The organism is Flavobacterium psychroterrae (assembly GCF_018380615.1).
Classification (GTDB): domain Bacteria; phylum Bacteroidota; class Bacteroidia; order Flavobacteriales; family Flavobacteriaceae; genus Flavobacterium; species Flavobacterium psychroterrae.
Genome location: NZ_JAGYVZ010000008.1, coordinates 141,031 through 166,747 on the forward strand (window position 1 = coordinate 141,031; position 25,717 = coordinate 166,747).

Consider the following 25,717-nt stretch of genomic DNA (forward strand, 5'->3'; position numbering starts at 1 on the left):
TGTAATGTATATTTCCTAAAAAATATATAAATTCGTACAAAATAAAATTGAACAAACTAAAATACAATATATATGAAGTGGTTAGGATCAAGACAAAGTGATAACGTAGAAGACAGAAGAGGTATGTCTGGCGGAAAAGTAGCCGTTGGAGGTGGAGTTATTGGTATCATTATTTTGTTACTAAACGTTTTTGGTGGTGAAACTGGTCAGACTGTTGGAAATGTATTGGAGCAAATGCAAGGCGGTCAAACCCAAACCGAAGCCGCAGCGCCATTAAGTAAGGCAGATGAAGAAATGGGGGATTTTGTACGAACTGTGCTGGCTAAAACTGAAGACACCTGGAGCAAAATATTTACCGAAAATGGTATGACGTATAAAAATCCAAAATTAGTACTTTTTAGAGGTGCTGTAAACACCGCTTGCGGTGGCGCATCATCTGCATCGGGACCATTTTATTGTCCTGGCGATCAAAAAGTATATATGGATTTAGCTTTCTTTGACGAACTAAAAAGTAAATTTGGTGCTAAGGGTGGAGATTTTGCTATTGCGTATGTTATAGCGCATGAAATTGGGCATCACGTACAAACTTTAATGGGAACCTCAGCAAAAATGCATGAGGAGCAAGAAGGAAAAAGCGAAGCCGAAGCCAATAAACTTTCGGTAGCATTAGAATTACAAGCTGATTTTTATGCCGGAGTCTGGGCTCATGACAACGAACAATATTTAGAATCTGGAGATATTGAAGAAGCCTTAAGCGCTGCAAATGCTGTGGGCGATGACGCTATTCAAAGTAAAATGTCTGGTCAGGTTGTTCCGGATTCATTCACACATGGTACATCAGAACAAAGAATGTACTGGTTTAAAAAAGGATTCAAAACGGGCGATATCAAACAAGGTGATACTTTTGCTAAAATACGATAATTTATAAATCAACTATAATAAACTAAATGAGCATGACTTAAACGTCATGCTTTTTTTGTTTTTTAACCATATATTATTTGTAGAGACAAATAGCAGTGCGTCTTATTTTAACCATATAAGTGATCTAAGTTCATTTAATATTGGAGTTTATCGTAAAGGCGCACAGCAGTGGATCTTCAGAAAGATTTAAACCATATAAGTGATATAAGTTCAGTATAATATTTAGAATTTATTTTCAACTCTTGGAGATTTTGTCTTTCGACGAAGCAGGAATGAGAAACATAATGAAATAAACTATCGATAAGATATAATCTAATCTTAATTTTAAATGAACTTATATCACTTATATGGTAAAAATTACAAGCACAAAAAAAAGCCTTGAATTTCTTCAAGGCTTTCCAAATTCTGGGTGGCTGACCGGGTTCGAACCGGCGACCCTCGGCACCACAAACCAATACTCTAACCAGCTGAGCTACAACCACCATTTTTCTTTGCGGTTGCAAATATACAACAAAGGTTTACTTCTACAAAGAAAAATTTGAAAAAATTACATCAAAAAATTGAAAAATTTATATCAAATTACCTAAGCTATTGATTGCCAAACACCTTTCAACAGTAAAACCTTCTGCAAATTCTTTACCAACTAACCTTCCTAAGTCCTGCGCACGGTAATTTAAACTTTCTAAGAAGTTTTTACTCGTAATAGGTGTTGCAGGTTCTTTTGAATTCGGATCATAAAATTGCGTTTTATAAGCAGTAATTGCTTCCACTTTTTTATTTTCAAATCCTGTGATGTCTACTACAAAGTCAGGTTTGATATTTTTCCATTGTATATAATGATACACCACTTTTGGTCTCCAAGCTTCCTGATTCACTCCGTCAATCGAAGTTTCAATTTTCATCAATCCCGATAAAAAGCAGGCATCAGAAACTAATTTACTTCCTTTCCCATGATCAATATGGCGATCGTCAATTGCGTTGCACAATACAATCTCAGGTTTATACTTACGAATCATTTTTATGACTTCCAGCTGATGCTTTTCGTCATTGGTAAAAAAACCATCTCGCATTTCTAAATTTTCACGAACCAAAACCCCCAGAATTTCAGCAGCATCTTTTGCTTCCTGATCTCTGGTTTCTGCCGTACCGCGAGTTCCTAATTCCCCACGCGTTAAATCAACGATCCCTACTTTCTTCCCCAGAGATACTTCTTTTAAAATTGTTCCCGCACAACCCAATTCTACATCATCCGGATGTGCACCAAAGGCTAATATATCTAATTTCATGTTTTTTGTTTTTAGTCGCAGTTTACAGTCGCAGTATTCAGTCTCAGCAAAACTGAAAACTGTGACTGCGACTGTAAACTTATTTTTTAAGCTATTTTCAACACTCTTTTCATCGTCATTGATTTATTGACGCTTTCCTCCCATTCATTTTCAGGAATACTTTCTTTTGTGATTCCGCAGCCCATGAACAAAATGGCATTATCATCCTTAATTTGCATGCTTCGTAAATTTACAAATAAATCAGTGCTAATCTTGTTACTGGCAAAACTGCTGTTTAATTCACCCAGGAAACCGGTATAAAAAGTCCTGTCATAATTTTCATTTTCAATGATAAATGCTTTGGCTTTTTTCTTTGGCAAACCACAAACTGCGGGAGTTGGATGCAATGTATCAATCACTTCTTCAAGAGTTGAATTATCATTTAATACTCCCGAAATATCCGTTTTTATGTGCCAGATCGATCCTGCTTTGAGACTATAAGGTTCCGTAACATTAACCGAAGCGGCAACTTCACGCAATCTTTTTACAATAAAATCAGTAACATATTGCTGTTCGTCTTTTTCTTTTTGCTGCCAAAGAATTTCAGTTTCCGAATTTGCTTTTTGAGTTCCTGCCAAAGCCGTCGTTTCAAAAACATTTCCGTTTGCTTTTAATAATTGTTCCGGCGTTGCTCCCATCCAGAATCCAATTTCAGGATGAAAAAAAACATACGAAAAAGTCGTAGGATACAATTCAATCAAATGCTGAAAAGTTTCGATAAAGTCAAATCCGGATAAAGCTACTTTCTCGCTTCTGGACAAAACCACTTTTTTGAATTCTTCGTTTTTAATTGCCTGAATTCCTTTTGAAACTAAATCTTCATATTGAATTTTAGCTGCTGCATCAAAACGTAAATCTTCAATTTCGATAGCATCAAAAGTAATTTCTTCTTGTTCTATCGTTATAATTTCCGATTCATTTTCCGGAATTAAAATCAGTTGTTTTTCATCAAAAGAAGCAAAAACAAAACCTTTTTCTTTATAATTTGAGATTTTATGTAAAGTACTATTTTGCTGTAAAAGCCCAAAAATATTACCTGAATTTGGCTTGGAATACATTACAAAAGGCAATTGCTTATTGTAATGTTTTTTTATTTTAGAAAAAAAGTCATTCATGTTTTATTCCGTTTTCTTTTTGTCTAAAACCATATTCGTCAATTTGCAAAGCGAAATCAGATTTCCGGCTTCATCCGTAATTTTAATTTCCCAAAGGTGAATACTTCTTCCTTTATGGATGATTTTTGCAGTCCCGAAAACCCAGCCTTCACGAATACTTTTCAAGTGATTTGCCGAAATTTCGATTCCGCGTACTTCTTGTTCTTTTGGATCAATAAAAAAAAAAGATGCTGCGCTTCCCACACTTTCTGCCAAAGCCACAGAAGCTCCTCCGTGCAATAATCCCATGGGTTGGTGAACGGACGGATTTACAGGCATTTTTGCTATCAAAAAGTCTTCACCAGCATCTATATATTCTATTTTTAGCGTTTCCATTAGCGTGTTTTTAGAGAACTCGTTACAACGCGCTAAAATTTGCTCTTTTGTATAATTCATTAAAATGGAATTTAAAATCGTAAAATTAAAGAAAAGAAGAGATACAAATTAGAAAATACAATCCTATTATTAAAAATCATCTCCGAACATGTAAGTTTTTTGTTATTTTTACAAAAACATAATATTAGTCGGTGGCAGAAACGTATGTCTTTTTGCCAAAGATTTCACAGATTATCACAGATTAAAAATAAAATTTATTAAAGACTGAAATAGAAAAATCTTTTTAATCTTTTAATCTGTGGCAAAAAAACTCATTCAAATGCGTCAATTCTTTATACTTTTTATTTTCGGAATAATTCTAACTTTTAGTTCTTGCCGAACTGATTTTGATACCGTTGCCAATTCCGGAAATTTAAAATTTTCAAAAGACACCGTGTATTTAGATACTGTTTTCAAAAATATTGGATCAGGTACTTACCAACTGAAAGTGTATAATAAAAGTAAAGACGATATTTCGATTCCGACGATTCAGCTCAAAAATGGCTTAAACTCAAAATACAGAATGACAGTTGACGGAACGAGCGGAAACAACGGAAAAATCTTTAAAGATATTACGCTTTTAGCCAAAGACAGTTTGTACATTTTTATAGAAACTACAGCAGATATCACAGACGCAAATCCGACTGACTTTTTATACACAGATCAAATTCAGTTTGATAGTGGCGCTAATCTTCAAGAAGTGGCGCTGGTGACTTTAATTCAGGATGCTGTTTTTCTTTATCCAAAGCAAAATCCCGACGGAACTAAAGAGAAAATTAAAATAGACGATAAAGATGTTGATGGCTTTTATTTAGACGAAAATGATCCCGTAAACGGAAATGAGTTACTTTTTACCAATCAGAAACCTTATGTTATTTACGGATTCGCAGGCGTTCCTGAAAATAAAACTGTTACTTTTCAAGCCGGAGCACGAGTATTTTTTCATGCTAATTCCGGACTTTATGTAGCTACTAAAGCATCACTTCAAATTAACGGAACAGCATCTGTAACTGAAAAATTAGAAAACGAAGTTATTTTTGAAGGCGATCGATTAGAATCTCTTTATGATAATATTCCCGGACAATGGAACTCTGTTATTTTTGCTAACGGAAGTAAAAATCATGCGATAAATCATCTTACTTTAAAAAATGCAATCACAGGTTTAAACCTTAAAAATCCGGATAACAGTACCACTATTCAAATAAAAAATACCCAGATTTACAATTCTGCCGAATATGGGATTCTTGCTCAAAATGCACATATAATCGGTGAAAATATCGTAATTAATTCTGCTGGTTTAGCCACATTATCGTGCGTTTATGGCGGAGATTATATTTTTACGCATTGTACTTTTAACAACAACTGGCAAAATAGCGCACAATTCGCCGTAAATTTAAGTAATAGTTTAGCGGGCGCAACTCCTGAAACTAATCCGTTAACACAAGCAACTTTCAATAATTGCATTATTTACGGATCAAGTAGTAATGAATTTAATTTGAATAAAAATGCAAATACGCCATTTGTGTATCAACTGAATAATTGCCTTTTAAAATTCAGTAGTTCAAGCACAAATCCGGATTATCAATTTAAAACTGATGTTGCACATTACAATCAGATTATCTTAAATGAAAATCCAAAGTTTTTCAACATTTCCCAAAACAAGTTGAATATCGATAATACTTCTGCCGCTTTCGCGAAAGGGAATCAGGCATATGTAATTCCGTTAGATATTATGGGAAAAACCAGAACTTCTCCTCCTGATTTAGGCGCATATCAAAGTGCGGCATTTCCTAAATAGTTTATTTAAACCATATAAGTGATATAAGATAATTTAAGTTTTTTTCTCGTTGTGTGTCATTTTAATCCCGAAGCTTCGGGAGAGAAATCACATGCGGGTTTTGACAAAGATTGACGAATTTCTGTACGGAATTGCTAGTGTGATTTCTCCTTCGTCGAAATGACAAAATTATATGCTTAATAAAAACTTCGCGTCTTTGCGAGACTATCTTTTAACATCCTTCTAAAATGAACTTATATCACTTATATGGTAAAAAACATCCGTAAGAAAATTTATCCAAAAATAATCATTCCTTAACTCAGCGTATTCCTAAAAGTAGTATTTTTGATACAATAATAAATTAAAAACCTAAAGTTCAATTTATTAACAACCCAAATCTTAAACTATTTTTATGAAAAAAAATTACTCTTTATTATTTTTGTTGCTTGTCTCGGTTGGTTTTGCGCAAATTCCGTCCGGTTATTATAGCACTGCAACAGGAACAGGTTACACATTAAAAACTCAATTGTACAATATTATTAAAGGACATACCAATAATGGTTACGCCGGTTTGTACACTACTTACCAAACTTCAGACGTTGATAATTTCTACGAAAATGACGGAAGCGTTTTAGACATGTACTCTGAAAATCCTTCAGGAACAGATCCTTATAATTATAGTACCGGAACTACACAACGATGTGGAAATTATTCTGCCGAAGGCGATTGTTATAACAGAGAACACATCATTCCACAATCGGTTTTTAATGAAGCGTCACCAATGGTTGCCGATGCACATTTTATCACGCCAACTGACGGAAAAGTAAACGGAATGCGTTCTAATTATCCGCACGGAACGGTAAGTTCAGCAACTTATACTTCTCAAAACGGAAGTAAACTAGGATCAAGTGCTGTATCCGGATATTCAGGAACTGTTTTTGAACCTATAAATGCTTTTAAAGGAGACATTGCCAGAATGTATTTTTATTTTGCAACACGTTATGAAAATACTGTTGCAGGATATTCGTACCCAATGTTTGATGGTTCTGCCAATAAAGTTTTTACCACTGCATTCTTAAATATGCTGTTAGCATGGAATGCTCAGGATCCTGTAAGCGCGAGAGAAATTGCAAGAAACAACGCCATTTATGGTCGCCAAAATAATAGAAATCCTTACATCGATCATCCGGAATATGTAAATCAAATTTGGGGAGGTACTGCTCCTTCAGGAGATACTCAGGCACCAACTGCTGCTACAAGTTTAGCTTCTACAGCAAAAACTTCGAATTCTATCACAGTTGCATGGAACGCATCTACTGATAATGTTGGCGTAACAGGTTATGATGTTTATGCAAATAGTATTTTAAAAACTACTGTTTCCGGAACATCTGCAACAATTAATGGTTTAACTGCGTCAACAAGTTATTCAATTTATGTAAAAGCAAAAGATGCGGCCGGAAATACCTCAGCATCAAGCAACACAATCGCCGTTATAACCAATGCAGGCGGAGGAACCGGAGGAACTGCAACCGAATTATTATTCTCTGAATATATCGAAGGATCAGGAAATAATAAAGCGTTAGAAATTGCTAATAACACAGGAAGTTCAGTTAGTTTATCAGCTTATACAGTAAAAAAACAAACTAATGGCGCGGGTTCATGGAGTACAGGTTTGGTTTTAAGCGGAACTTTAACTGCCGGAAGTAAATTCACGATCGTAAACAGTTCAATGTCTTCAAGCTGTTTTGCTACAAGCTCAGCTAATATTTCAACAACTGCAACTGAGTTAACTTTTAACGGAAATGACGCTGTTGGTTTATTCAAAAACGGAGTTTTAATTGACATCATTGGAACTTTTAGTGGCGGAACTGCAAATTTTGCTGCTGATGTAACTTTAAGAAGAAAATCTACTGTAACTGCTCCATCAACGACATTCAATTTAAGTTCTCAATGGGATTCGTATAGCGTTGATACTTGTTCAAATTTAGGAGCTAAACCAGCAAATGATACAAACCTTGAAATACCGGAAGAAACTTTTACGGAGTTACAAGGTCTGATTTTATATCCAAATCCTTCTAACGGAAATTTCAACATTTACTTTAATACTATTAATTCACCTTATTCTATCGAGATAATTTCAATATTAGGTCAAAAGGTATTTGAGCAATCAAATATTACTGATTCATTATCGACGATAAATAATTTGCCAAAAGGCATCTACATTGTTCGCGTTAATAACGATTCTGAAACTTTCATTAAAAAGATCATTATTAACTAATTAAAACGAGTGCTTACTACATTTAAAAGCGGCAATATTGCCGCTTTTTTTGTTTTACAACTAAAGTCAATAAAACAAAAGAAGTTTTAAACTTTTTCACGCAGATTTGGCAGATTGAGCAGATATAAAATCACATTAAGATTTACGCAGATTAAAATATGATCTGCTCAATCTGCCAAATCTGGGTGAAATAAAAAACTTTGCGTCTTTGCGTGATTTAAAAAAAACATACTTACGTTTTCCGAGAAAAACCTTCCATACAAGAAGACGCACTGCTGTCCGCCTCTACGTTTATGGTTCAAAAAAGCAACTATACATTTTTTCAAAAGACTTTGTTTTCAAATTTGCGCTTGCTATTTATTTACACTAAATTTGCACCTCAATACAACAAACTACACAAAACAATGATCCATTTCTTTGAAAACCAAAGCAAAACTGTTTTTGCCGTACAAACGCAAAACGAAATTTCGGCTCAAGACATTTCAAAATTAAACTGGCTTTTTGCCAACTCTGATAAGATCGAAAAATCCGCCTTGACGGATTTTTTTGTTGGTCCTCGTGCCACTATGATCACCCCTTGGAGTACAAATGCTGTAGAAATCACTCAAAATATGGGTATTCCGGGCATTATCAGAATTGAAGAATTTCATCCTGCAACGGAAGATTTTACTGATTTTGATCCGATGCTTTCACAAAAATTCAATCAATTAGATCAGGAGATTTTCACGATCAATGTTCAGCCAGAACCAATTTTGGAAATTGATGATATTGCCACTTATAATAAAGTTGAAGGTTTAGCTTTAAGCCAGGAAGAAGTAGATTATTTAGACAATCTTGCTGTAAAACTAGGAAGAAAGTTAACCGATTCTGAGATTTTTGCTTTCTCACAAGCAAATTCTGAACACTGTCGCCACAAAATTTTCAACGGAACTTTTGTAATTGACGGTGAAGAAAAAGAAACTTCTCTTTTCAAATTAATCAAAAAAACATCACAGGAAAATCCTAACGATATCGTATCTGCTTACAAAGACAACGTTGCGTTTGTAAAAGGACCAAGAGTGCAGCAGTTTGCACCTAAATCAGCTGACAAACCTGATTATTATGAGATAAAAGAATTTGATTCAGTTTTATCTTTAAAGGCAGAAACACACAATTTCCCAACAACGGTTGAGCCTTTCAACGGAGCTGCAACAGGTTCAGGAGGAGAAATTCGTGACCGTTTAGCCGGAGGGCAAGGTTCTTTGCCATTAGCAGGAACTGCAGTTTATATGACTTCATATTCTCGTTTAAACGAAGACAGAAAATGGGAAAACGCTGTTGAAGAGAGAAAATGGTTGTACCAAACTCCAATGGATATTTTGATCAAAGCCTCAAACGGAGCTTCTGATTTTGGAAATAAATTTGGTCAACCACTTATTACAGGTTCGGTTTTAACTTTCGAACATTCAGAAAACGACCGTAAAATTGGTTACGATAAAGTAATCATGCAAGCGGGCGGAATTGGTTACGGAAAATTAGATCAGGCAATAAAAAAGAAACCACAAGAAGGTGATAAAATCGTAATCTTAGGTGGAGAAAATTATAGAATCGGGATGGGTGGAGCTGCAGTTTCATCTGCAGATACAGGCGCTTTTGGTTCAGGAATTGAATTAAACGCGATCCAACGTTCAAACCCGGAAATGCAAAAACGTGCTGCCAATGCCATTCGTGGTTTGGTAGAAAGCGATCATAACCCAATTGTTTCTATTCACGATCACGGAGCTGGAGGACACTTAAACTGTCTTTCTGAATTGGTGGAAGAAACCGGAGGTTTGATTGACTTGGATAAATTGCCTGTTGGAGATCCTACTCTTTCTGCAAAAGAAATTATTGGTAACGAATCTCAGGAAAGAATGGGATTGGTTATTGGTCAAAAAGATATTGATATTTTGCAAAGAATCGCTGACAGAGAGCGTTCGCCAATGTATCAGGTTGGAGATGTTACGGGAGATCACCGTTTTACTTTTCAATCAAAATCAAATGGTTCAAAACCGATGGATTATGCTTTAGAAGATTTCTTTGGAAGTTCTCCTAAAACGGTTATGAATGATAAAACTATCGATAGAAAATATGCTGATGTAACGTATTCGGCAAATGATTTCGAAAGTTATTTACAAGACGTTTTACGATTAGAAGCTGTTGGTTCAAAAGACTGGTTAACGAATAAAGTTGACCGTTGTGTGGGTGGAAAAGTAGCAAAACAACAAAACGCAGGACCATTGCAATTGCCTTTGAATAATGTTGGAGTTATGGCATTGGATTATTTAGGAAAAGAAGGAATCGCCACTTCGATAGGCCACGCTCCTATTGCAGCTTTGATTGATCCGGTTGCAGGAAGCAGAAATGCTATTGCCGAATCGTTATCAAACATTGTTTGGGCTCCGATTAAAGATGGTTTAAAAGGAATTTCATTATCTGCAAACTGGATGTGGGCTTGTAAAAACGAAGGTGAAGACGCTCGTTTGTACGCTGCTGTTGAAGGTTGTTCAGAATTTGCAATCGAATTAGGAATCAATATTCCGACAGGAAAAGATTCACTTTCGATGAAACAAAAATATCCAAACGACGAAGTAATCGCACCGGGAACGGTTATTATTTCGGCCGGAGGAAATTGTACAGATATTAGAAAAGTAGTGGAACCTGTTTTACAGAAAAACGGAGATTCTATTTATTATATCAATTTGTCTCAGGATGATTTCAAATTAGGAGGTTCGTCTTTTGCACAAATCAGAAATACAATCGGAAATGAAACGTCTACTATAAAAGATGCTTCTTTCTTCAAAAATGCTTTTAATACCATTCAGGAATTAATCGGCGAAAGCCAAATTTTAGCCGGACACGATATCGGAAGTGGTGGATTAATTACAACTTTATTAGAATTGTGTTTTGCAGATGTGAATCTTGGAGCAAAAATTGATTTTAGCGCTTTCGCGGAAAAAGACTTATTGAAAATCCTTTTCGCAGAAAACATCGGAATCGTTTTCCAGGCAAAATCAGATTCAGCTGTTGAAGCAGAATTAAACGCTAACAATATTGAATTTTTCAAATTAGGAAAAGCGACAACTACAGAGACTTTAGACCTGGGACTTTGGACTTTAGACATAAAAAAATACAGAGACATTTGGTTTGAAACTTCTTATTTATTAGATCAAAAACAATCTAAAAACGGAAGAGCTCAGGCACGTTTCGAAAACTATAAAAATCAGGTTTTACAATATAATTTTCCAGCACATTTTACAGGAAAAAAACCGGTAATTGATGCTTCGAAAGCAAAACCTAAGGCCGCTATCATTCGTGAAAAAGGAAGTAATTCTGAGCGCGAAATGGCAAATGCAATGTACTTGGCTGGTTTTGATGTAAAAGACGTTCACATGACCGATTTGATTTCTGGTCGTGAAACGCTTGAAGATATTCAGTTTATTGGTGCTGTTGGAGGATTCTCTAACTCAGATGTTTTAGGTTCTGCCAAAGGTTGGGCGGGAGCTTTCTTATACAACGAAAAAGCAAAAACAGCTTTGGATAATTTCTTTAAAAGAGAAGATACTTTGTCTGTAGGTATTTGTAACGGTTGCCAATTGTTTATGGAACTGGAAGTGATTAATCCTGAGCATGAAGTTCACGGAAAAATGCTGCATAACGAAAGCCAGAAACACGAAAGTATCTTTACTTCTGTAAAAGTTCAGGAGAATAATTCGGTTATGTTATCGACATTGGCCGGAAGTACTTTGGGAGTTTGGGTTTCTCACGGAGAAGGAAAATTCAATTTGCCTCTTGCCGAAGAAAACTATAACATTGTTTCTAAATATGCTTACGAAGGTTATCCTGCAAACCCTAACGGATCTGATTATAACACGGCTATGATGTGTGATAAAACCGGAAGACATTTGGTGATGATGCCGCATATTGAGCGTTCGACTTTTCAATGGAACTGGGCGAATTATCCAAAAGACAGAAACGACGAAGTTTCGCCTTGGCATGAAGCTTTTGTGAATGCAAGAAAATGGATTGAGAAAATCTAAAAAATATATTTTTATTACTAAAAGCGCTCGAATTATCGGGCGTTTTTTTTGTGTTTTTTTGCCACGAATTTCACGAATTTACACTAATTACTTTGTGTTAATTTTTTGCGATTCAAAAAGCTTAATTAATTCGTGCTAATTCGTGAAATTCATGGCGAAAAAATATTTTCACCTCTTAGTTAAGGAAGCAAGTCCCGTAACAATTCCTGAAGAAGCAAATGCAGCTAATCCGGAAGCAATCGCGTTTTGACCTGCAAAAAATTGGTTCTCCATTATTGCATTTCTAAACAATGTTCCGCCGGCAACTCCGGCAATTATTGATAAGACAAGAACAGTATAAATCCAAGGCTCAGGATCTGGATGTGGATGTGGGTTTTTCCAGGGTCTCCAACCAGGATATTTTGTGCCGCACCATCCCATCATTACAAAAAAAGCAATTTCCATAATATAAAATTTTAAATAATGCCTACTCATTTGCTTTTCGGCTTACGCAATTAATTCATTCCAAAACTACTTTGTCCTGAAACGGAATCACTTCTGCTTTTCCCTGTTTTTATTAGGGGAAAAAGACCCTTTTTTTCGTAAAGAATATTTGTCTATAAATAGTGCAATTTCTAACACATGGAAACATAGATTTTATATTTCAAAAAACGCGTTTGAATTATTTAAAATGCACAAAGCGAAATATGTATTTCTATATTTTTAATATTTTCATGAATTACTTGCAACACATTTCTTTAATACTATCTAAGAATAATTTAATACTATCTTAAGGCAGTTTAAGCAAGCGTATTTATTGGGACAAATATCTTTGTCTTATGAAAAAATGGAAACAAAATTTATCTCTATTGATTTTCTTATTTACTATAAGTCAATTTTCTTTTGGTCAAAAATCCTCAACTGTAAAAGGAACAATTTCTGATGGAAAACTTCCTTTGGAATTTGTTGACGTTATTTTAAAAAACACAAACGACTCTACAAAAGTTGCTAATTATACCGTGACAGATGCGTCCGGAAATTTTTCTCTTGATAATGTGCTTTCGGGCGATTATCAATTGCAATTTAAATTAATAGGTTTTAAAACTTTTACTCAAAACATTAAAGTTGCTGATTCTCCAATTTTCATTGGAACCATAACTTTACAAAACGATACTAATTTATTAAACGCTGTTTTGGTTAATTCTCAAAAGAAACAAATTCAAAAAACAGCTGAAGGTTTTGTTTTTAATGCGGTTTCGAATATTTCGCAATCCGGAGGAACCGCTACAGATATGCTAAAAAGTATCCCAACAATTGCTGTTGATGCTGACGGAGGAATAACATTACGCGGGAAATCGCCAATGATTTTGATAAACGGAAAAAATTCTGCGATTACCAATATGGATCAAATTGCGTCCAGCAGTATTGAAAGCATTGAGGTTATTAGTAATCCTACTGCTAAATATGATGCGAATGCAGAAAGCGGAATTATCAATATTAAGCTTAAAAAAAATAACCAAAGCGGTATTAATGGCGCCGTAGTTTTAGGAAGTGGTTTTGGTGCAAAAGGCAGATTGAATAGCTCTGTGCTTTTAAATCAGAAATCAGAAAAATGGAATTTTGGTTTGGCATATGACAATCGGTTTGCTGGCAGGACTAAAAAAATAAAAGGCGAAAGAATCAATAATTTCATTGATGATGAACATTTTATCAATCAAAACAGAAATGACGAACGAACTGAAGGTTTGCAGAATTTAAAATTTAATATTGATTTTTCACCAAACGAGAGGAATAGCTTTTCATTTGAAGCTTTAGGAAATCTGGAAAGCCAGGATAATGATGAGACTTTGCATACGCAGGTGAATACAAATACGAATCAGTTTTTTTCTGACAACATCAGACATTCATTAGAATTAGAACGTTCAAAAGTTGGCGAACTGGCTTTTAGTTATGACAGAAAATTTACTGATGACAGGAAAAGCCTTACTGCCAGCATTACTTCGTCGTTTAATAAACACAGAGAAAATACAGATATTGATACTTTTAATTATGATCAATATAATGCGCAAATTGGCGATGCTTTTTTACAGCGAACGCACAATTACGAACATGAAAATATATCAAATGCTATTGTAAATTATGCAATTCCGGTTTCAGAAAAATCAATTGTAGAAACAGGATATAAAGGAACATTCCGCTTTTTTAATTCAGATTTTCAAAGTGCAGATATGAATAAAGGAGAATATATTGTAAATCCATTAGCGAGTAATAGTTTTAAATTTAATGAACAAATAAATGCTGTTTACGGCATGTTAAATTCTTTTGTTGGCGATAAAGAAAATCCAAAATGGAAATATAATCTGGGTTTACGTGCAGAGAATGTTTCGAACAATGGAGCAACAAAAAATAATAGTGATCGCTTTAATAATGATTATTATAAACTGTTTCCATCAGCATCTTTACAATTAAATTTAGGATCTGATGAATTTGCAAAAATTGGGTATAGTAAACGAATCAATCGCCCGGATTTAGACGAGTTGAATCCGTTTGTAGATATTACTGATGCGTTGAATCCACATGGAGGAAACCAGTATTTGAAACCCGAAATTATTCATATTGGTGAAATGAGTTATAATAAGGAATGGTCAAAATATTCATTTTCAACCAACGCTTTTTATAGAAATGCGACCAATACTATTAAGCAATATGGCGAATTACAAGACAATGGGGTTATTTTCCTGCAACCCAGAAATATTGGAAGCACGATTACTTATGGTTTAGAAACTATTTTTAGTTTAAAACCAATTGGCTTTTATGATGCAAACATCAGCATTACAGCTTTTCAGCAAAATATTAATGCTTCAAATCTGGCGCAGGATGTTGTAAATAGTGCTTTTAGCTGGTACGGAAAAATCATTAACAATTTTGTTCCCTGGACAGGAGGAAAACTACAAATTATCGGCAATTATAATTCGGCATTGGCAACTCCGCAAGGAAAAAGAATTCCTGTTTATAATGTTGATATGGGCTTTCAGCAAAAAATTGGCAAAGGAAATGCGCGTCTGGGATTGGTCGTTACGGATATGTTTAACACACTGGAAAGCGGTTATAAAAACAATACTTTGCTTTTTAGCAATAATCGAACTTCTAAATCAGATACGCGCGCTTTAATGATTACGTTTGCGTATACTTTTAAATCTGATTTTAAAGAAAAATTATTAGAAAATCAGTTTTCTACGGAGTAATATTTTTATATAATAAAAAAAATCATTCTTGTAATTGGGATTCATTTTTCTAATAAAATTTGAACTATATTCGCAAAAAAATCTTGCCACTGAATTTTTTTTTGTAATTCCAAAAACACTAAATCCTACTATAGAATGAAATCTTTACATGTATTACTTATCACGTTATTTTTAGTTGCAACACAATCTCATTCACAAGTTCAAGTTGACCAAATTGCCTACAATGGCCGCGATCATTTTATTACTACAACTATTGGTTATCCTGCATCCGGGACATATATCCCAACAGGACAAAAAGCACCAAGTACTATATTAAATCCTGATGGAACGGGTGTTATTCAGGCTGATGATTTAACAAAAACAAAGATCAACTGGGGAATTGAATGTACAGATGAAGGAATTCCAATTTTTAAGGAAGGATTCAATAGTGCTACTTATACATTTTGGTACAGAACAAATGATAGCGATAAGTGGAATTATTCTCAATTTTCAATTCATTTTGCCAAGAAAAAAATGTTTTTAATGGGTGAAAGAGTACGAGATTATGTTGATTATAATGTACAATAATTTAAAAAGACCTAAATCAAAATAAATTTTTCTTGGTTTTTTAGAACATTTACTACAAATAAGAAAACGTTTTCGTAGAATTTCAATAGTACCTATAATTTTTCCCATAAATTTTGATAAAATTAAGAATCATACCTTATTTTTATTTAATTTGCAGTAAAATTCAATATATTAAACATGGTTTCAATCACACGCCTTTTTGATTTTCCTTATTATCAACAAGAAACTTATAACCTTCAGGTTGCACTAGCAACTAAAAAAAATGGAGTCTGGGAAAAAACATCTAGCCAGGAATATATTGCAAAAGCTAATGCTGTTTCAAGGGCATTATTACGCATGGGCGTTCAAAAAGACGATAAAATAGCTTTAATCACTTCAAGCAATCGTACAGAATGGAATATCATGGATATTGGTATTTTACAAACCGGTGCACAGAACGTGCCTATTTATCCAACAATTTCCGAAGAAGATTACGAATATATATTAAATCATAGCGGTAGTATTTACTGTTTTGTTTCTGATGATGAAGTACTTCAAAAAGTAAATGCAATTAAAGCAAATGTACCAACTTTGAAAGAAGTGTTTACTTTTGATGAGATTGCAGGCGCTAGACATTGGTCAGAATTATTGACCTTAGGATCTGATGAAAGTAATCAGGCTGAAGTTGAAGCTAAAAAAGACAGCATTACCGAAGATGATTTAGCTACTATAATATACACATCCGGAACTACAGGAAAACCAAAAGGCGTTATGTTATCGCACAAAAATATTGTGTCGAATGTTTTAGACAGCGCACCAAGAATTCCGTTTGATGCAGGAAAAAGTACTGCTTTGAGCTTCTTGCCTATTTGCCATATTTTTGAAAGAATGATTTTATACATTTATCAATATTATGGTGTGTCGGTTTATTTTGGAGAATCAATTGAGAAAATCAGCGATAATTTAAAAGAAGTAAGACCAACGGTTATTACGGCTGTACCAAGACTTTTAGAAAAAGTTTACGATAAAATTTATGCAAAAGGAGCTGAATTAACGGGCATTAAGAAAAAACTATTTTTCTGGGCGATTGATTTAGGTTTAAAATATGAGCCATACGGAGCAAATGGTTTCTGGTATGAGTTTCAATTAAAAATTGCCAGAAAACTTATTTTCAGTAAATGGAAAGAAGGTTTAGGAGGAAATTTAGAATTACTGGTTTCTGGAAGTGCTGCTTTACAACCTCGTTTAACGAGAGTTTTTGCTGCTGCAGAACTTCCTGTTATGGAAGGTTACGGATTATCTGAGACATCTCCGGTAATTGCGGTTAACGATCAAAGAAATAAAGGTTTCAAGATTGGAACTGTTGGAAAAGTAATTCGCAATGTGGAAGTTAAGATTGCACAAGACGGAGAAATTCTTTGCAAAGGACCTAATGTAATGATGGGTTATTTTAAAGATCCTGAAAAAACTGCGGAAGCTTTACAAGACGGATATTTTCATACAGGAGATATTGGTGAAATTGACAGCGAAGGTTTCCTTAAAATAACAGATCGTAAAAAGGAAATGTTCAAGACTTCGGGAGGGAAATATATTGCGCCTCAATTGATTGAAAATGCAATGAAACAATCGCGTTTTATTGAGCAGATCATGGTAATTGGTGAAGGTGAAAAAATGCCGGCAGCTTTTATTCAGCCTAATTTTGAATTTGTAAAAGAATGGGCAAAAATTCACAAAATAACTTTAGGAAGCACTGATAAGGAAATCAGCGAAAATCCTGATGTTATCAAGCGTATCGACGAAGAAGTAGAAGGAATCAATGAAAAATTTGGTCATTGGGAAAAAATCAAACGTTTTGAGCTAACTCCGGATGTTTGGTCGATTAATGGCGGACAACTTACTCCTACTTTGAAACTGAAACGTAAAATTATTAAAGAAATTTACAAAGATCTTTATCTTAAAATATACGATCATAATTAAATCAAAATAATATAACCAACGAAAACGGCTGCCTTTTAAGACAGCCGTTTTTAATTTCACGAAGATTTTCTTTAATTGATCCTGTTTTTTGCCCCATCTCTCTAGAAAAGGTAGCTGCAAAATTTCAAGAAAAGATTTTCTTTTTTAGGATGTTTTATTGACGCTCCATTTTTATTGTTCACAAAACTTTCAGTTGCTGTGATCTCTTTTTCTATTGCGACAACTGCTTTAGGCTTATCAGTAACTTCAAACTGTTTAGCTTCATCAATTCTATACTTTTCATTGAACTTTTTAAAAGGACGCGGTTGAAAATCAACCATAATTGCCGCCAAATTAATTGCATCGATATTTATTGGGTCTGTTTCGCCTTTAAAGAAGGTTTCAATAGGTCTGAATTTATCTTTTTGTTCCTTGAACTTATTCTTTTTTGTATGATCAAAATCCATAGAAAATAAATTTTTAAAAACATTCAGGTCATCCTGAGTTGGGCTATTTTCGAAAATTAACCAACAGAAATCACGCAGTTTTCCACGAGACGGACTATACAAATAATCAAAGTATTCTTGTTCTTTCTCTATCTCATATTTATTTTTGATCGCTTTTTTATATTCTTGTAATGTATTGTTACGCATGATATTTCTTTTTAGAAATTCTTGGGAATCTCAGGAAAGAGAAGTATTTCAGGGAATCGTTTACATACAATATCCCTTGAATTTACCTTTTCATTCCATCGTTTAATGAGCTCCACATCTGTTTTTTCTACCGAAACAAACAGACACTCACTAAACCTAATTATATTTATAGGACCAAAATATTGATCTGACATAAAAACTATTTTTTGATTCATTCTTAAATTTTATTTTTTAATTAAATCATCCACATTTACTGCTTTTGATTTCTCTTTTTTACTTCACGAATGTTTCCTCTAGTTGATAAAGTACTACATTCAAATGTTCAAATGCCGCTGCGCAGTTATTTTGCGCAATACAAAATTGTTTTCATCAGTTTTACACAACTTCTAATTCCAGTCGTTTAATTCCAAAATCTGACTTCCTTAATTTACACATTCTGCTATCAGAGATATGGTGAAATACAATTCCTTCAATATCATTTTCTGATAAAAAACTTTCTAAATTGTCAAAATCTAAACTTACAAAATCAAGCAATTCGCTACCGTGCTTAATTAAAAAATGACTTTCTAGTTTCTCAGGATTCCCCTGTACTTTAGGTCCACATAATTCGTAAGTTCCGTCTGTTTTTGTTTTTAAACGATCAAAACCTTCAAAGAAAAATTTATCCGATGATTTTGAAGGGTCACATTTTACCCAATGCGGATGATGTCCCGTTATTGCATCTGCTTCCTGACACGAAATGGCGTTTTCCGGAATCGACCTGCCTTTTTTAGCATCAAATCTTTTAAACAACTCGCCATCAATAATGGCAACCGCTGTACCGTCAAACTTTCTTGTCGCGATTGCTTCGCCATTTATTACCCATGCATTTTCAGCATTTATCTTGTTTATCACTCATGCTAAATTGTTTGGGTCTTTAACAAATAATGTGCTTATCTTTTTCATTTTATATTTTTTTTAAAATTTGCCGCAAAGGCACTAAACGTATTTTTTTTTTGCCACAGATTAAAGGATTAAAAAGATTCTAAAAAATCTGTGTCCCTTTGCTCCTCTGCCCCTTTGAGCCTTTGAACCTTTGCTCTGAATCTCTGCCCCTTTTTTCCAAGACATAAAAAAAGCACCCGATTAAAGGTGCTTCATGATATAACTATCCTATTGCCTGTATTCATGCACCTGCATTGTTAAACATCCCAGTTCAAAACCCGACATTAGCGATTGTACGTTATATTTATATTTATTAAAATCCATTTTTTGTATTATATATATTGAAATAATTGTTGTTGTTTTAAATCCTTTTGACAGATTTCTTATGCAAATATAAAGTCAAAAAATTCAATTATCCAAATCATTTTTTAACTTATTTTATTGAAAATCAAGTAGTTAAAACTAAAAATAATTCATAGAAATTCCTCTCCGCATTGTGATGCAGATTCTTGATTGTATCAAATAACTGTTATTGACCAGATTACTTTTCAAGATTATATTTCGCTATGGGGTTTAATCATTAAACATTTGGTTATTTATTTTTTTAATTATTTTTAGTCATGTTTATTTTTTAATCTTTTTTCTTACATTTTCCCTCTTCCGAAGATGCTAAAAAAGTGCTTACAAAATGCTCTTAAACAAAAAAAGCGCCCCGTTAAGGACGCTTTATATATTTATGTTGAGTATGTAATTACAATTTACATTTTCAATTTTTTAAATACATATCACATCCATATCCTTTAGTAGGTATAAATACCACTAAACGATCGCTATATTCTCTTGCGGACAGGTTGATATGTATGTTTTTTGTTTCCATTTTATAGAGCAAATATAATAGTTTTATTAATATATTTTAACATTTGTAAATAATTAATTCTGAAATATTTATAATATAACGAACAATTTTAACCAAAATTTTCACTTAAAAAAACCTGCTATCCCTTATTAATTTTATATTTTTGAGAATATACGCATGCTTTATTTTTTAAAATTCAGTCCTAAAAATACCATGAAAAAATACCTCAAATACATCGATGGAAATTCAGACAAGTTTTGGCAAATTGAAGTTACAGGATTAGAATATACTGTGACTTATGGAAAAAACGGAACGTCAGGAACTTCTCAAACCAAATCATTTTCTACAGATGATGAATGCCTGAAATCAGCAGAAAAAATACTCGCCGAAAAAGTTAAAAAAGGATATTCAGAAACTGGTGATATTACCGTAGATTCAAAACCAAAAACAGCCAAAAGTTCAAATTCTGATGCAGTTTTAGAAGAATATGACGCCATTATAAAAGCTAAAAACATAGATTTACTATTACCTTTTCTTAAAGAAAAATCAAAAGGAAATATTGAAGCGCTAAAAAAACTGATCAAGAAAAGTAAACGTTATTTTATGACGTATACTGATCTTACCAAAGATCCGGGTTACGTAAAAAAAGACAAACACGATTATGGCTGGGGAACCCGCGGCGATAAAAAGCAAAGTGATATTATTACCCTTAGTGCCATTGCGTTATTTGACAAAACGGATATTAATTCCTGGGATGAAGCTTTGAGTTTATTAAACGAAATAGACGAAAAACCTCAGGTTCTTGATGTTTTATTGTGGGCAAAACCCAACTGGCTGGATACTTTTATTTTAGATAAAGTAAAAAGACAAGATTGGGTAGGTTTCAATTACCATACGCTGCGTAAACTCGAAGAACAGGATTTGTTGCCATTTAATCCTGAATTATATGCTTTGGCTTTAGCCGCAACTAATGAATGGCGCGCCAAGATGAAAACACGACAATTCATTAATAATGTATTAAGCGACAAACTAACCTATCAAAGAGATATTCCGGAATTGTTTAATTATGAAACCATTTTGCACAACAGTTTTTTCAGAGAAAATGATTCTCAAAAACACGATGAATTCCAGACTTGGGCAGTTATTTATAAATCTTTATTAGAAGATAAAAAGATGGATCGCACGCTTTTTATCGAAAATGCGATTCTTATTCAAACCAAAGAATGGAACAATAACCTGAAATCTTTCTTTAGAAAAAGAATCGAAGAATTTAACGTTACTGCCGATGAACTTATTCTTTATCAGGAAAATATATTCTCGTATTTACATAATCCTTATCCTCCAATAACAAGTTACGGAATAGAATTGGTGAAGAAAATCTATGATCATCCAAAATTCAAAACCAAATCGTTTCTGGAATGGCTCGAACCTTTAATGATGCGAAGCGATTGCAAAGCCGCCATTAAAAATGTATTGCCAATATTAGAAAAAATCACCAAAGCAAACCCTAAACTTAGCGCAACAATTGCCGCAATAATCGCAGATGTTTATGTAATTGCCGATCTCGCTTTGCAGGAACGTGCTACAAAAATTATTACCAAAATTGCGAACGTAAAAGATAAACTGCTTAAAGAAAAATTATCCTCGTACGTAACTTTAATGCAGGGAAATATCAAATCAGGATTAACGCTATTTTTAGACGAAGATAGTATGGTTATTGATGATGCTGCTCACGAAGAATATACGTTTGAACCTCAACAAGAGTTATTGCTTACAGAAGAAGTTCAATTGCCAAAAGATTGGAACGATGTTGTTTTTCAGTTTGGGAATTTCATTAATTCTGATGAAACTTTAGATTCAGAAATTCTGTTGAATGTTTATATTTCGCAGAGAGATTTGTTTCCCGCAGATTATGCGGTGCAATTGCAGCCTTATGAAAAACAATTGCAGAAACACTATTTTGAAAGCGTTCATAAAAATTTTATTAAGGCATTTTTACAAAATAAAATTACCAATTACGATAACAAATTTAATAGTAAAGTCAATCACTATTCAAAAATAAATACGGTGCAATTAATGCAGCCTTTACTTGAAAAAGTACAGCAAAAAATGGATACTAATTCTGTTTTGCCTTTACTTTGTTTTCCAAGTCATCAACCATATTGGGTTGCACCAAAGGTTTTATTAGAACGAATTATTGCATATCAAAGTACCAATGAAGAAATTGATTCTGTCGATTTAGCCATTGCAATTGCTCGTATGCCAAGAGAAAATACTGCAGAAGCAATTCCGTTATTAGATAAAATCCAGGGAGAATTAAAACAATTATTATCGTTTTGTCTTGGCGTAAATGATAAAGTTGCATTAGATGATACATCGTTATTTTCGAAATTATTAGCAACAATGGGAAAAACGACCAAGGAAACCGGAAACTTATCGCTTTGGGCGGTTGCGGCAAGAACTTTTTATCCTAATGATACTTTTACTGAATTTGAAAATACCTATTTAAAAGAAATCCCCTTTGTGGTTGCTCCTTTTAAACCTGAAGTTCAATTTAAAGAGAAATGGAACGAATGGACAAATTATCAAACTAAAGAAAAAGAAAGAACTCCGTCCTGGTATGAAATGAGATTTGACTTGCCGAATTATTCTAAAATTCCAAATTATTTATTATATAGTGTTGATGTTTATCAGCGACCTAATAGTTGGGATTATTTGATAAATTCAGCAGGAAATACTTTTTACTGGCACAGTTTAACACCGCAAAATTCAGATGCACTGGCATTAACTTTATTGCAAAATTGTGGAACCGGCGATGGATCAAAACCTGATTTAAAAGCGTTTCTGGAAGTCATAAACCGTCCTGAATTTCAATTCTCTGCTATTAGTTTACTTTTATATGCATGTTGTTTTTTTCAGGAAAAGAAAGATTTACGTTTAATGGCTTCAGAAGTTTTGATTCATTTGATCGAAAAACAAGTTATCGATGTTGTCGCATTTGCTGAGAAATTAGGTTTTTTAACTTCTGAAAAATATGGCGTGTTTTTAAGAATGGCAGATGCTTTAATTGCCATAAAAGATGTTTCGCCATTGCATAATAATGCATTATTGCAATTACTAAATTCATTTTTCGAAAACCTGGATTTAAAAGAAAAATTACCAACAAGTTTTAAGAAAATAGTAGAAAACTATCTTGATATTTTGACCAAAACCAATCAGAAACCATCTGCTCAGGCAAGTGTTTTCTTTGAACAATGGAAAGATAACGCATCGCTTAAATCATTGATTAAGCAAATTTTAAAATAAAGAAAAATGACAGATCTCGAATATAATTATAAAGGAATTTCGACCTACAGTAAATCGAAAGGCATCAACAATCTGGTTTTAGCACATCAAACAGAAATTGAAGAAGTCAATAACATTCCGTGTTTTTTCTGGGGAAGTTTGACAGATCCTTATGTTACCGCAAAATGCTGGACTACGATTGCCAAAGTCGTTAGTTCGAGTTTCGGGCCTATTCCGCCAAGTTTGCGCGATCCTATTGTTTCGGCGGGATCTGAGCGATTGCGTTTCGAAGGTTTTTCGTCCTGCAATGGCGTTTATGTGCGACTGGACATGAAACCAGAAGCGATCGACGGAGAATTTATTGCCAACGGAACCACGAATGTCGATTTTAATGACCCAATGCTGAATGCCTTAAATGCGATTCAGAAAAACGAAAAAGTAACCCTTGCCGTTGGTCAGCAGGATGTTCAGGTGATTACCAGCAAAGCAAAAGTGACAGAGAAAAAAGTGACTTTGCCCATGCGCTGGATAAAAGGTTTAACGAGCGTACAGTTGTATCTGGCCGATATGGATGTGAAGTTTGAATTGAATAAAATCCAGACGATTCAATTGTTTCAGAGTTTGCCAAAAGGAACTGTCAAAGGTGATTTTTTCATCACCAAAAGAGCCGGGAAATTTATGTTTTCGACTTTGGCAACAGCCGATAGTGTTAGAATTGGCGGCGTACAGCGTTTGCGTTTGTTAGAAGGGATTCTGGCAATTGTAGAAAAAATTTTCATCTACGAATCGTCAGACAAACAAACTTGTGCGATTGTCGCCGAATTTGGAAAAATGCAGCTTTTAATGGCTTTTTCTCCGGATTCGTACCGCGGATTTTCAGGCGAAGGAAATGTACTCGAAACCATGACCGAAAATTTACCCTTAGAATGGGTTTACGGTTTGAACAGTTTATTGAAATCGAATGAAACGTTTGACCCAACCATGCTTTCTATCGAAAATGATATCGATTTTGGCACGATGGACAATCTGACTTCGAATTTATCCTCGATGGGATTATTGGGTTATGATTTAAGCGAAAAAGCGCATTTCTATCGCCGTCTGCCTTTTAAAACCGAACGTATTTTATCGCTCAACCCAAGACTTAAAAATGCCAAAAAACTAATCGATAACGAAGATATCGAAATCGTCGAACGAAGAGCCAATTATATCGAAGCCAAAGTAAAAGGTTCGGGCGTTTTACATAAAGTGATTATCGACAATACTTCGCAAAGATGTACTTGCGACTGGTTTACGGCTTATCAGGGCAAAAGAGGGATTTGTAAGCATATTTTGGGAGTGAAGATGATGATTTCCTGATGTTTGCTTTTTATTTTAAAATCGCCCTGAATGTTGGGGCGATTTGGGGACGCGGATTTTACGGATTCGCTTTCGCGAAAACGCGGATTTAGGTGGATTTTTTTGATTGTTACTTTTATTTTTATTTAATTATTAAAGTCCTTTCTTCACTTTTGATGTACTGTTTTCGCTAAGCCGTTTTGCTTGCGCCCTTGCTTGTTCTAAAGTTACGGGACGTTGTTTCGCCAGTAGCTCCATTCCAATTTTGGCTCTTTCCTCAAATGTTAATTTATAATTCACTCGCTTTTATATTTAGGCTACTAAGTTACAAAACATTTATTGTAGTATTTACCTGTAAAATACTATTCTGATTAAAGTAAGAAAAGCATATATTTACAGACACAAAAAACAACGAAAATTGTATTTTATCAAAAAAATCTTGTTTTTTACTGATGAGTATTTTTTTAAAGAATTTTAAATACCTTTGAATTATGAGCACAGAAACCAGACCCAGAAATATTGGCCGAAATATCAGCCGAATAAGAGAACTTCGCGGCATGAAACAAGGAGCACTTGCTGATGCCATTGGCACAAGCCAGCAGACTATTTCCAGCATTGAAACCAGCGAAACTGTAGATTTTGATAAATTAGTGCAAATTGCAAAAGCTCTTGGCGTAACAGTAGAAGCTATTGAAAATTTTACGGAAGAATCTGTTTTTAATTTCTTTAATAACTTTTATGATAATAGTGCTAATAATGGTGCTATACATGCTGCTAATTGCACTTTCAATCCTCTTGATAAAGTTATTGAGCTTTACGAACGTTTGGTTCAGGTTGAAAGAGAAAAGGTTGAATTTATGGAAAAATTGATGAAAGGGAAATAATTCTTGAAAACAGGATTTTTTATATATGAAATGCGCAATGTGAATTGCGCATTTTTTTTGTTTTTTATATTCAGAAGTTATTGGTTTATATCTTATTTATTTTTAGATTATTTCTTATTTACCAATAAACATTTCGTATTTTAAATTGCTTAATAAATTATTTTGT

At 33.9% G+C, this 25,717-nt stretch carries 16 protein-coding genes and 1 tRNA gene; 10 read left to right on the top strand and 7 right to left on the bottom strand.

What is annotated here, in order from left to right:
- Positions 1-72 precede the first annotated feature (72 nt).
- The gene (ypfJ, locus tag KHA90_RS10510; protein WP_213298964.1) at positions 73-921 is read left to right on the top strand and encodes a KPN_02809 family neutral zinc metallopeptidase; all 849 of its coding nucleotides are present in this window, start codon (positions 73-75) and stop codon (positions 919-921) included.
- A 408-nt stretch (positions 922-1,329) separates the two neighbouring features.
- Here the strand turns inward: ypfJ and KHA90_RS10515 are convergent.
- The 4 genes from KHA90_RS10515 to KHA90_RS10530 form a co-directional block, all read right to left on the bottom strand.
- Positions 1,330-1,403 (bottom strand) — tRNA-His (locus tag KHA90_RS10515).
- An 87-nt stretch (positions 1,404-1,490) separates the two neighbouring features.
- The gene (gene bshB1, locus KHA90_RS10520) at positions 1,491-2,207 is read right to left on the bottom strand and encodes a bacillithiol biosynthesis deacetylase BshB1 (RefSeq protein WP_213298967.1); all 717 of its coding nucleotides are present in this window, start codon (positions 2,205-2,207) and stop codon (positions 1,491-1,493) included.
- 86 nt (positions 2,208-2,293) lie between these two features.
- The gene (locus KHA90_RS10525) at positions 2,294-3,361 is read right to left on the bottom strand and encodes a chorismate-binding protein (protein WP_213298969.1); all 1,068 of its coding nucleotides are present in this window, start codon (positions 3,359-3,361) and stop codon (positions 2,294-2,296) included.
- A 3-nt stretch (positions 3,362-3,364) separates the two neighbouring features.
- Complete coding sequence (locus KHA90_RS10530; RefSeq protein WP_213298972.1) at positions 3,365-3,796, bottom strand: PaaI family thioesterase; 432 nt, start codon at positions 3,794-3,796, stop codon at positions 3,365-3,367.
- Positions 3,797-4,055: 259 nt separating this feature from the next.
- On the opposite strand from KHA90_RS10530, the gene KHA90_RS10535 reads away from it, so the two are divergent.
- The 3 genes from KHA90_RS10535 to purL all read left to right on the top strand — a co-directional run bounded on the left by KHA90_RS10535 (position 4,056) and on the right by purL (position 11,888).
- On the top strand, positions 4,056-5,573 hold the full coding sequence (locus KHA90_RS10535) for a hypothetical protein (RefSeq protein WP_213299094.1): 1,518 nt from the start codon (positions 4,056-4,058) through the stop codon (positions 5,571-5,573).
- Positions 5,574-5,964: 391 nt separating this feature from the next.
- Positions 5,965-7,830, top strand: coding sequence for an endonuclease (locus KHA90_RS10540; RefSeq protein WP_213298975.1), 1,866 nt, complete (start codon positions 5,965-5,967; stop codon positions 7,828-7,830).
- Positions 7,831-8,234: 404 nt separating this feature from the next.
- Positions 8,235-11,888, top strand: coding sequence for a phosphoribosylformylglycinamidine synthase (gene purL, locus KHA90_RS10545; protein ID WP_213298978.1), 3,654 nt, complete (start codon positions 8,235-8,237; stop codon positions 11,886-11,888).
- 168 nt (positions 11,889-12,056) lie between these two features.
- Here purL and KHA90_RS10550 read toward each other — a convergent pair whose 3' ends face one another.
- Positions 12,057-12,332 (bottom strand): hypothetical protein, encoded by a 276-nt coding sequence (locus tag KHA90_RS10550; RefSeq protein ID WP_213298981.1) that lies wholly within the window; start codon positions 12,330-12,332, stop codon positions 12,057-12,059.
- 374 nt (positions 12,333-12,706) lie between these two features.
- Between KHA90_RS10550 and KHA90_RS10555 the strand changes: the two genes are divergently transcribed.
- The 3 genes from KHA90_RS10555 (at position 12,707) to KHA90_RS10565 (ending at position 17,635) form a co-directional block, all read left to right on the top strand.
- Complete coding sequence (locus KHA90_RS10555; protein WP_213298984.1) at positions 12,707-15,112, top strand: TonB-dependent receptor domain-containing protein; 2,406 nt, start codon at positions 12,707-12,709, stop codon at positions 15,110-15,112.
- 135 nt (positions 15,113-15,247) lie between these two features.
- Entirely contained in the window at positions 15,248-15,679 is a 432-nt protein-coding gene (locus tag KHA90_RS10560) for a hypothetical protein (protein WP_213298987.1), read from the top strand.
- Positions 15,680-15,856: 177 nt separating this feature from the next.
- On the top strand, positions 15,857-17,635 hold the full coding sequence (locus tag KHA90_RS10565) for an AMP-dependent synthetase/ligase (RefSeq protein ID WP_213298990.1): 1,779 nt from the start codon (positions 15,857-15,859) through the stop codon (positions 17,633-17,635).
- A gap of 101 nt (positions 17,636-17,736) precedes the next feature.
- On the opposite strand, the gene KHA90_RS10570 is transcribed toward KHA90_RS10565, so the two are convergent.
- The gene (locus tag KHA90_RS10570) at positions 17,737-18,267 is read right to left on the bottom strand and encodes a hypothetical protein (RefSeq protein WP_213298993.1); all 531 of its coding nucleotides are present in this window, start codon (positions 18,265-18,267) and stop codon (positions 17,737-17,739) included.
- 375 nt (positions 18,268-18,642) lie between these two features.
- Positions 18,643-19,161: an RNA ligase 1 family protein gene (locus tag KHA90_RS10575; protein ID WP_213298995.1), complete on the bottom strand. Its 519-nt coding sequence runs from the start codon at positions 19,159-19,161 to the stop codon at positions 18,643-18,645.
- A 1,099-nt stretch (positions 19,162-20,260) separates the two neighbouring features.
- Between KHA90_RS10575 and KHA90_RS10580 the strand changes: the two genes are divergently transcribed.
- The 3 genes from KHA90_RS10580 (at position 20,261) to KHA90_RS10590 (ending at position 25,551) form a co-directional block, all read left to right on the top strand.
- Entirely contained in the window at positions 20,261-23,353 is a 3,093-nt protein-coding gene (locus KHA90_RS10580) for a DUF6493 family protein (protein ID WP_213298999.1), read from the top strand.
- Between the two features lie 6 nt (positions 23,354-23,359).
- Positions 23,360-24,688, top strand: coding sequence for an SWIM zinc finger family protein (locus KHA90_RS10585; RefSeq protein ID WP_213299001.1), 1,329 nt, complete (start codon positions 23,360-23,362; stop codon positions 24,686-24,688).
- Between the two features lie 470 nt (positions 24,689-25,158).
- On the top strand, positions 25,159-25,551 hold the full coding sequence (locus KHA90_RS10590; protein WP_213299003.1) for a helix-turn-helix domain-containing protein: 393 nt from the start codon (positions 25,159-25,161) through the stop codon (positions 25,549-25,551).
- Positions 25,552-25,717 lie beyond the last annotated feature (166 nt).

Coding starts and splice junctions, on each gene's coding strand:
- KHA90_RS10530 (WP_213298972.1), bottom strand. CDS start 3,796: ATGAATTATACAAAAGAGCAAATTTTAGCGCGTTGTAACGAGTTCTCT.
- bshB1 (WP_213298967.1), bottom strand. CDS start 2,207: ATGAAATTAGATATATTAGCCTTTGGTGCACATCCGGATGATGTAGAA.
- KHA90_RS10540 (WP_213298975.1), top strand. CDS start 5,965: ATGAAAAAAAATTACTCTTTATTATTTTTGTTGCTTGTCTCGGTTGGT.
- KHA90_RS10555 (WP_213298984.1), top strand. CDS start 12,707: ATGAAAAAATGGAAACAAAATTTATCTCTATTGATTTTCTTATTTACT.
- ypfJ (WP_213298964.1), top strand. CDS start 73: ATGAAGTGGTTAGGATCAAGACAAAGTGATAACGTAGAAGACAGAAGA.
- KHA90_RS10580 (WP_213298999.1), top strand. CDS start 20,261: ATGAAAAAATACCTCAAATACATCGATGGAAATTCAGACAAGTTTTGG.
- KHA90_RS10590 (WP_213299003.1), top strand. CDS start 25,159: ATGAGCACAGAAACCAGACCCAGAAATATTGGCCGAAATATCAGCCGA.
- KHA90_RS10560 (WP_213298987.1), top strand. CDS start 15,248: ATGAAATCTTTACATGTATTACTTATCACGTTATTTTTAGTTGCAACA.
- KHA90_RS10535 (WP_213299094.1), top strand. CDS start 4,056: ATGCGTCAATTCTTTATACTTTTTATTTTCGGAATAATTCTAACTTTT.
- KHA90_RS10525 (WP_213298969.1), bottom strand. CDS start 3,361: ATGAATGACTTTTTTTCTAAAATAAAAAAACATTACAATAAGCAATTG.
- KHA90_RS10550 (WP_213298981.1), bottom strand. CDS start 12,332: ATGGAAATTGCTTTTTTTGTAATGATGGGATGGTGCGGCACAAAATAT.
- KHA90_RS10585 (WP_213299001.1), top strand. CDS start 23,360: ATGACAGATCTCGAATATAATTATAAAGGAATTTCGACCTACAGTAAA.
- KHA90_RS10565 (WP_213298990.1), top strand. CDS start 15,857: ATGGTTTCAATCACACGCCTTTTTGATTTTCCTTATTATCAACAAGAA.
- purL (WP_213298978.1), top strand. CDS start 8,235: ATGATCCATTTCTTTGAAAACCAAAGCAAAACTGTTTTTGCCGTACAA.
- KHA90_RS10570 (WP_213298993.1), bottom strand. CDS start 18,267: ATGCGTAACAATACATTACAAGAATATAAAAAAGCGATCAAAAATAAA.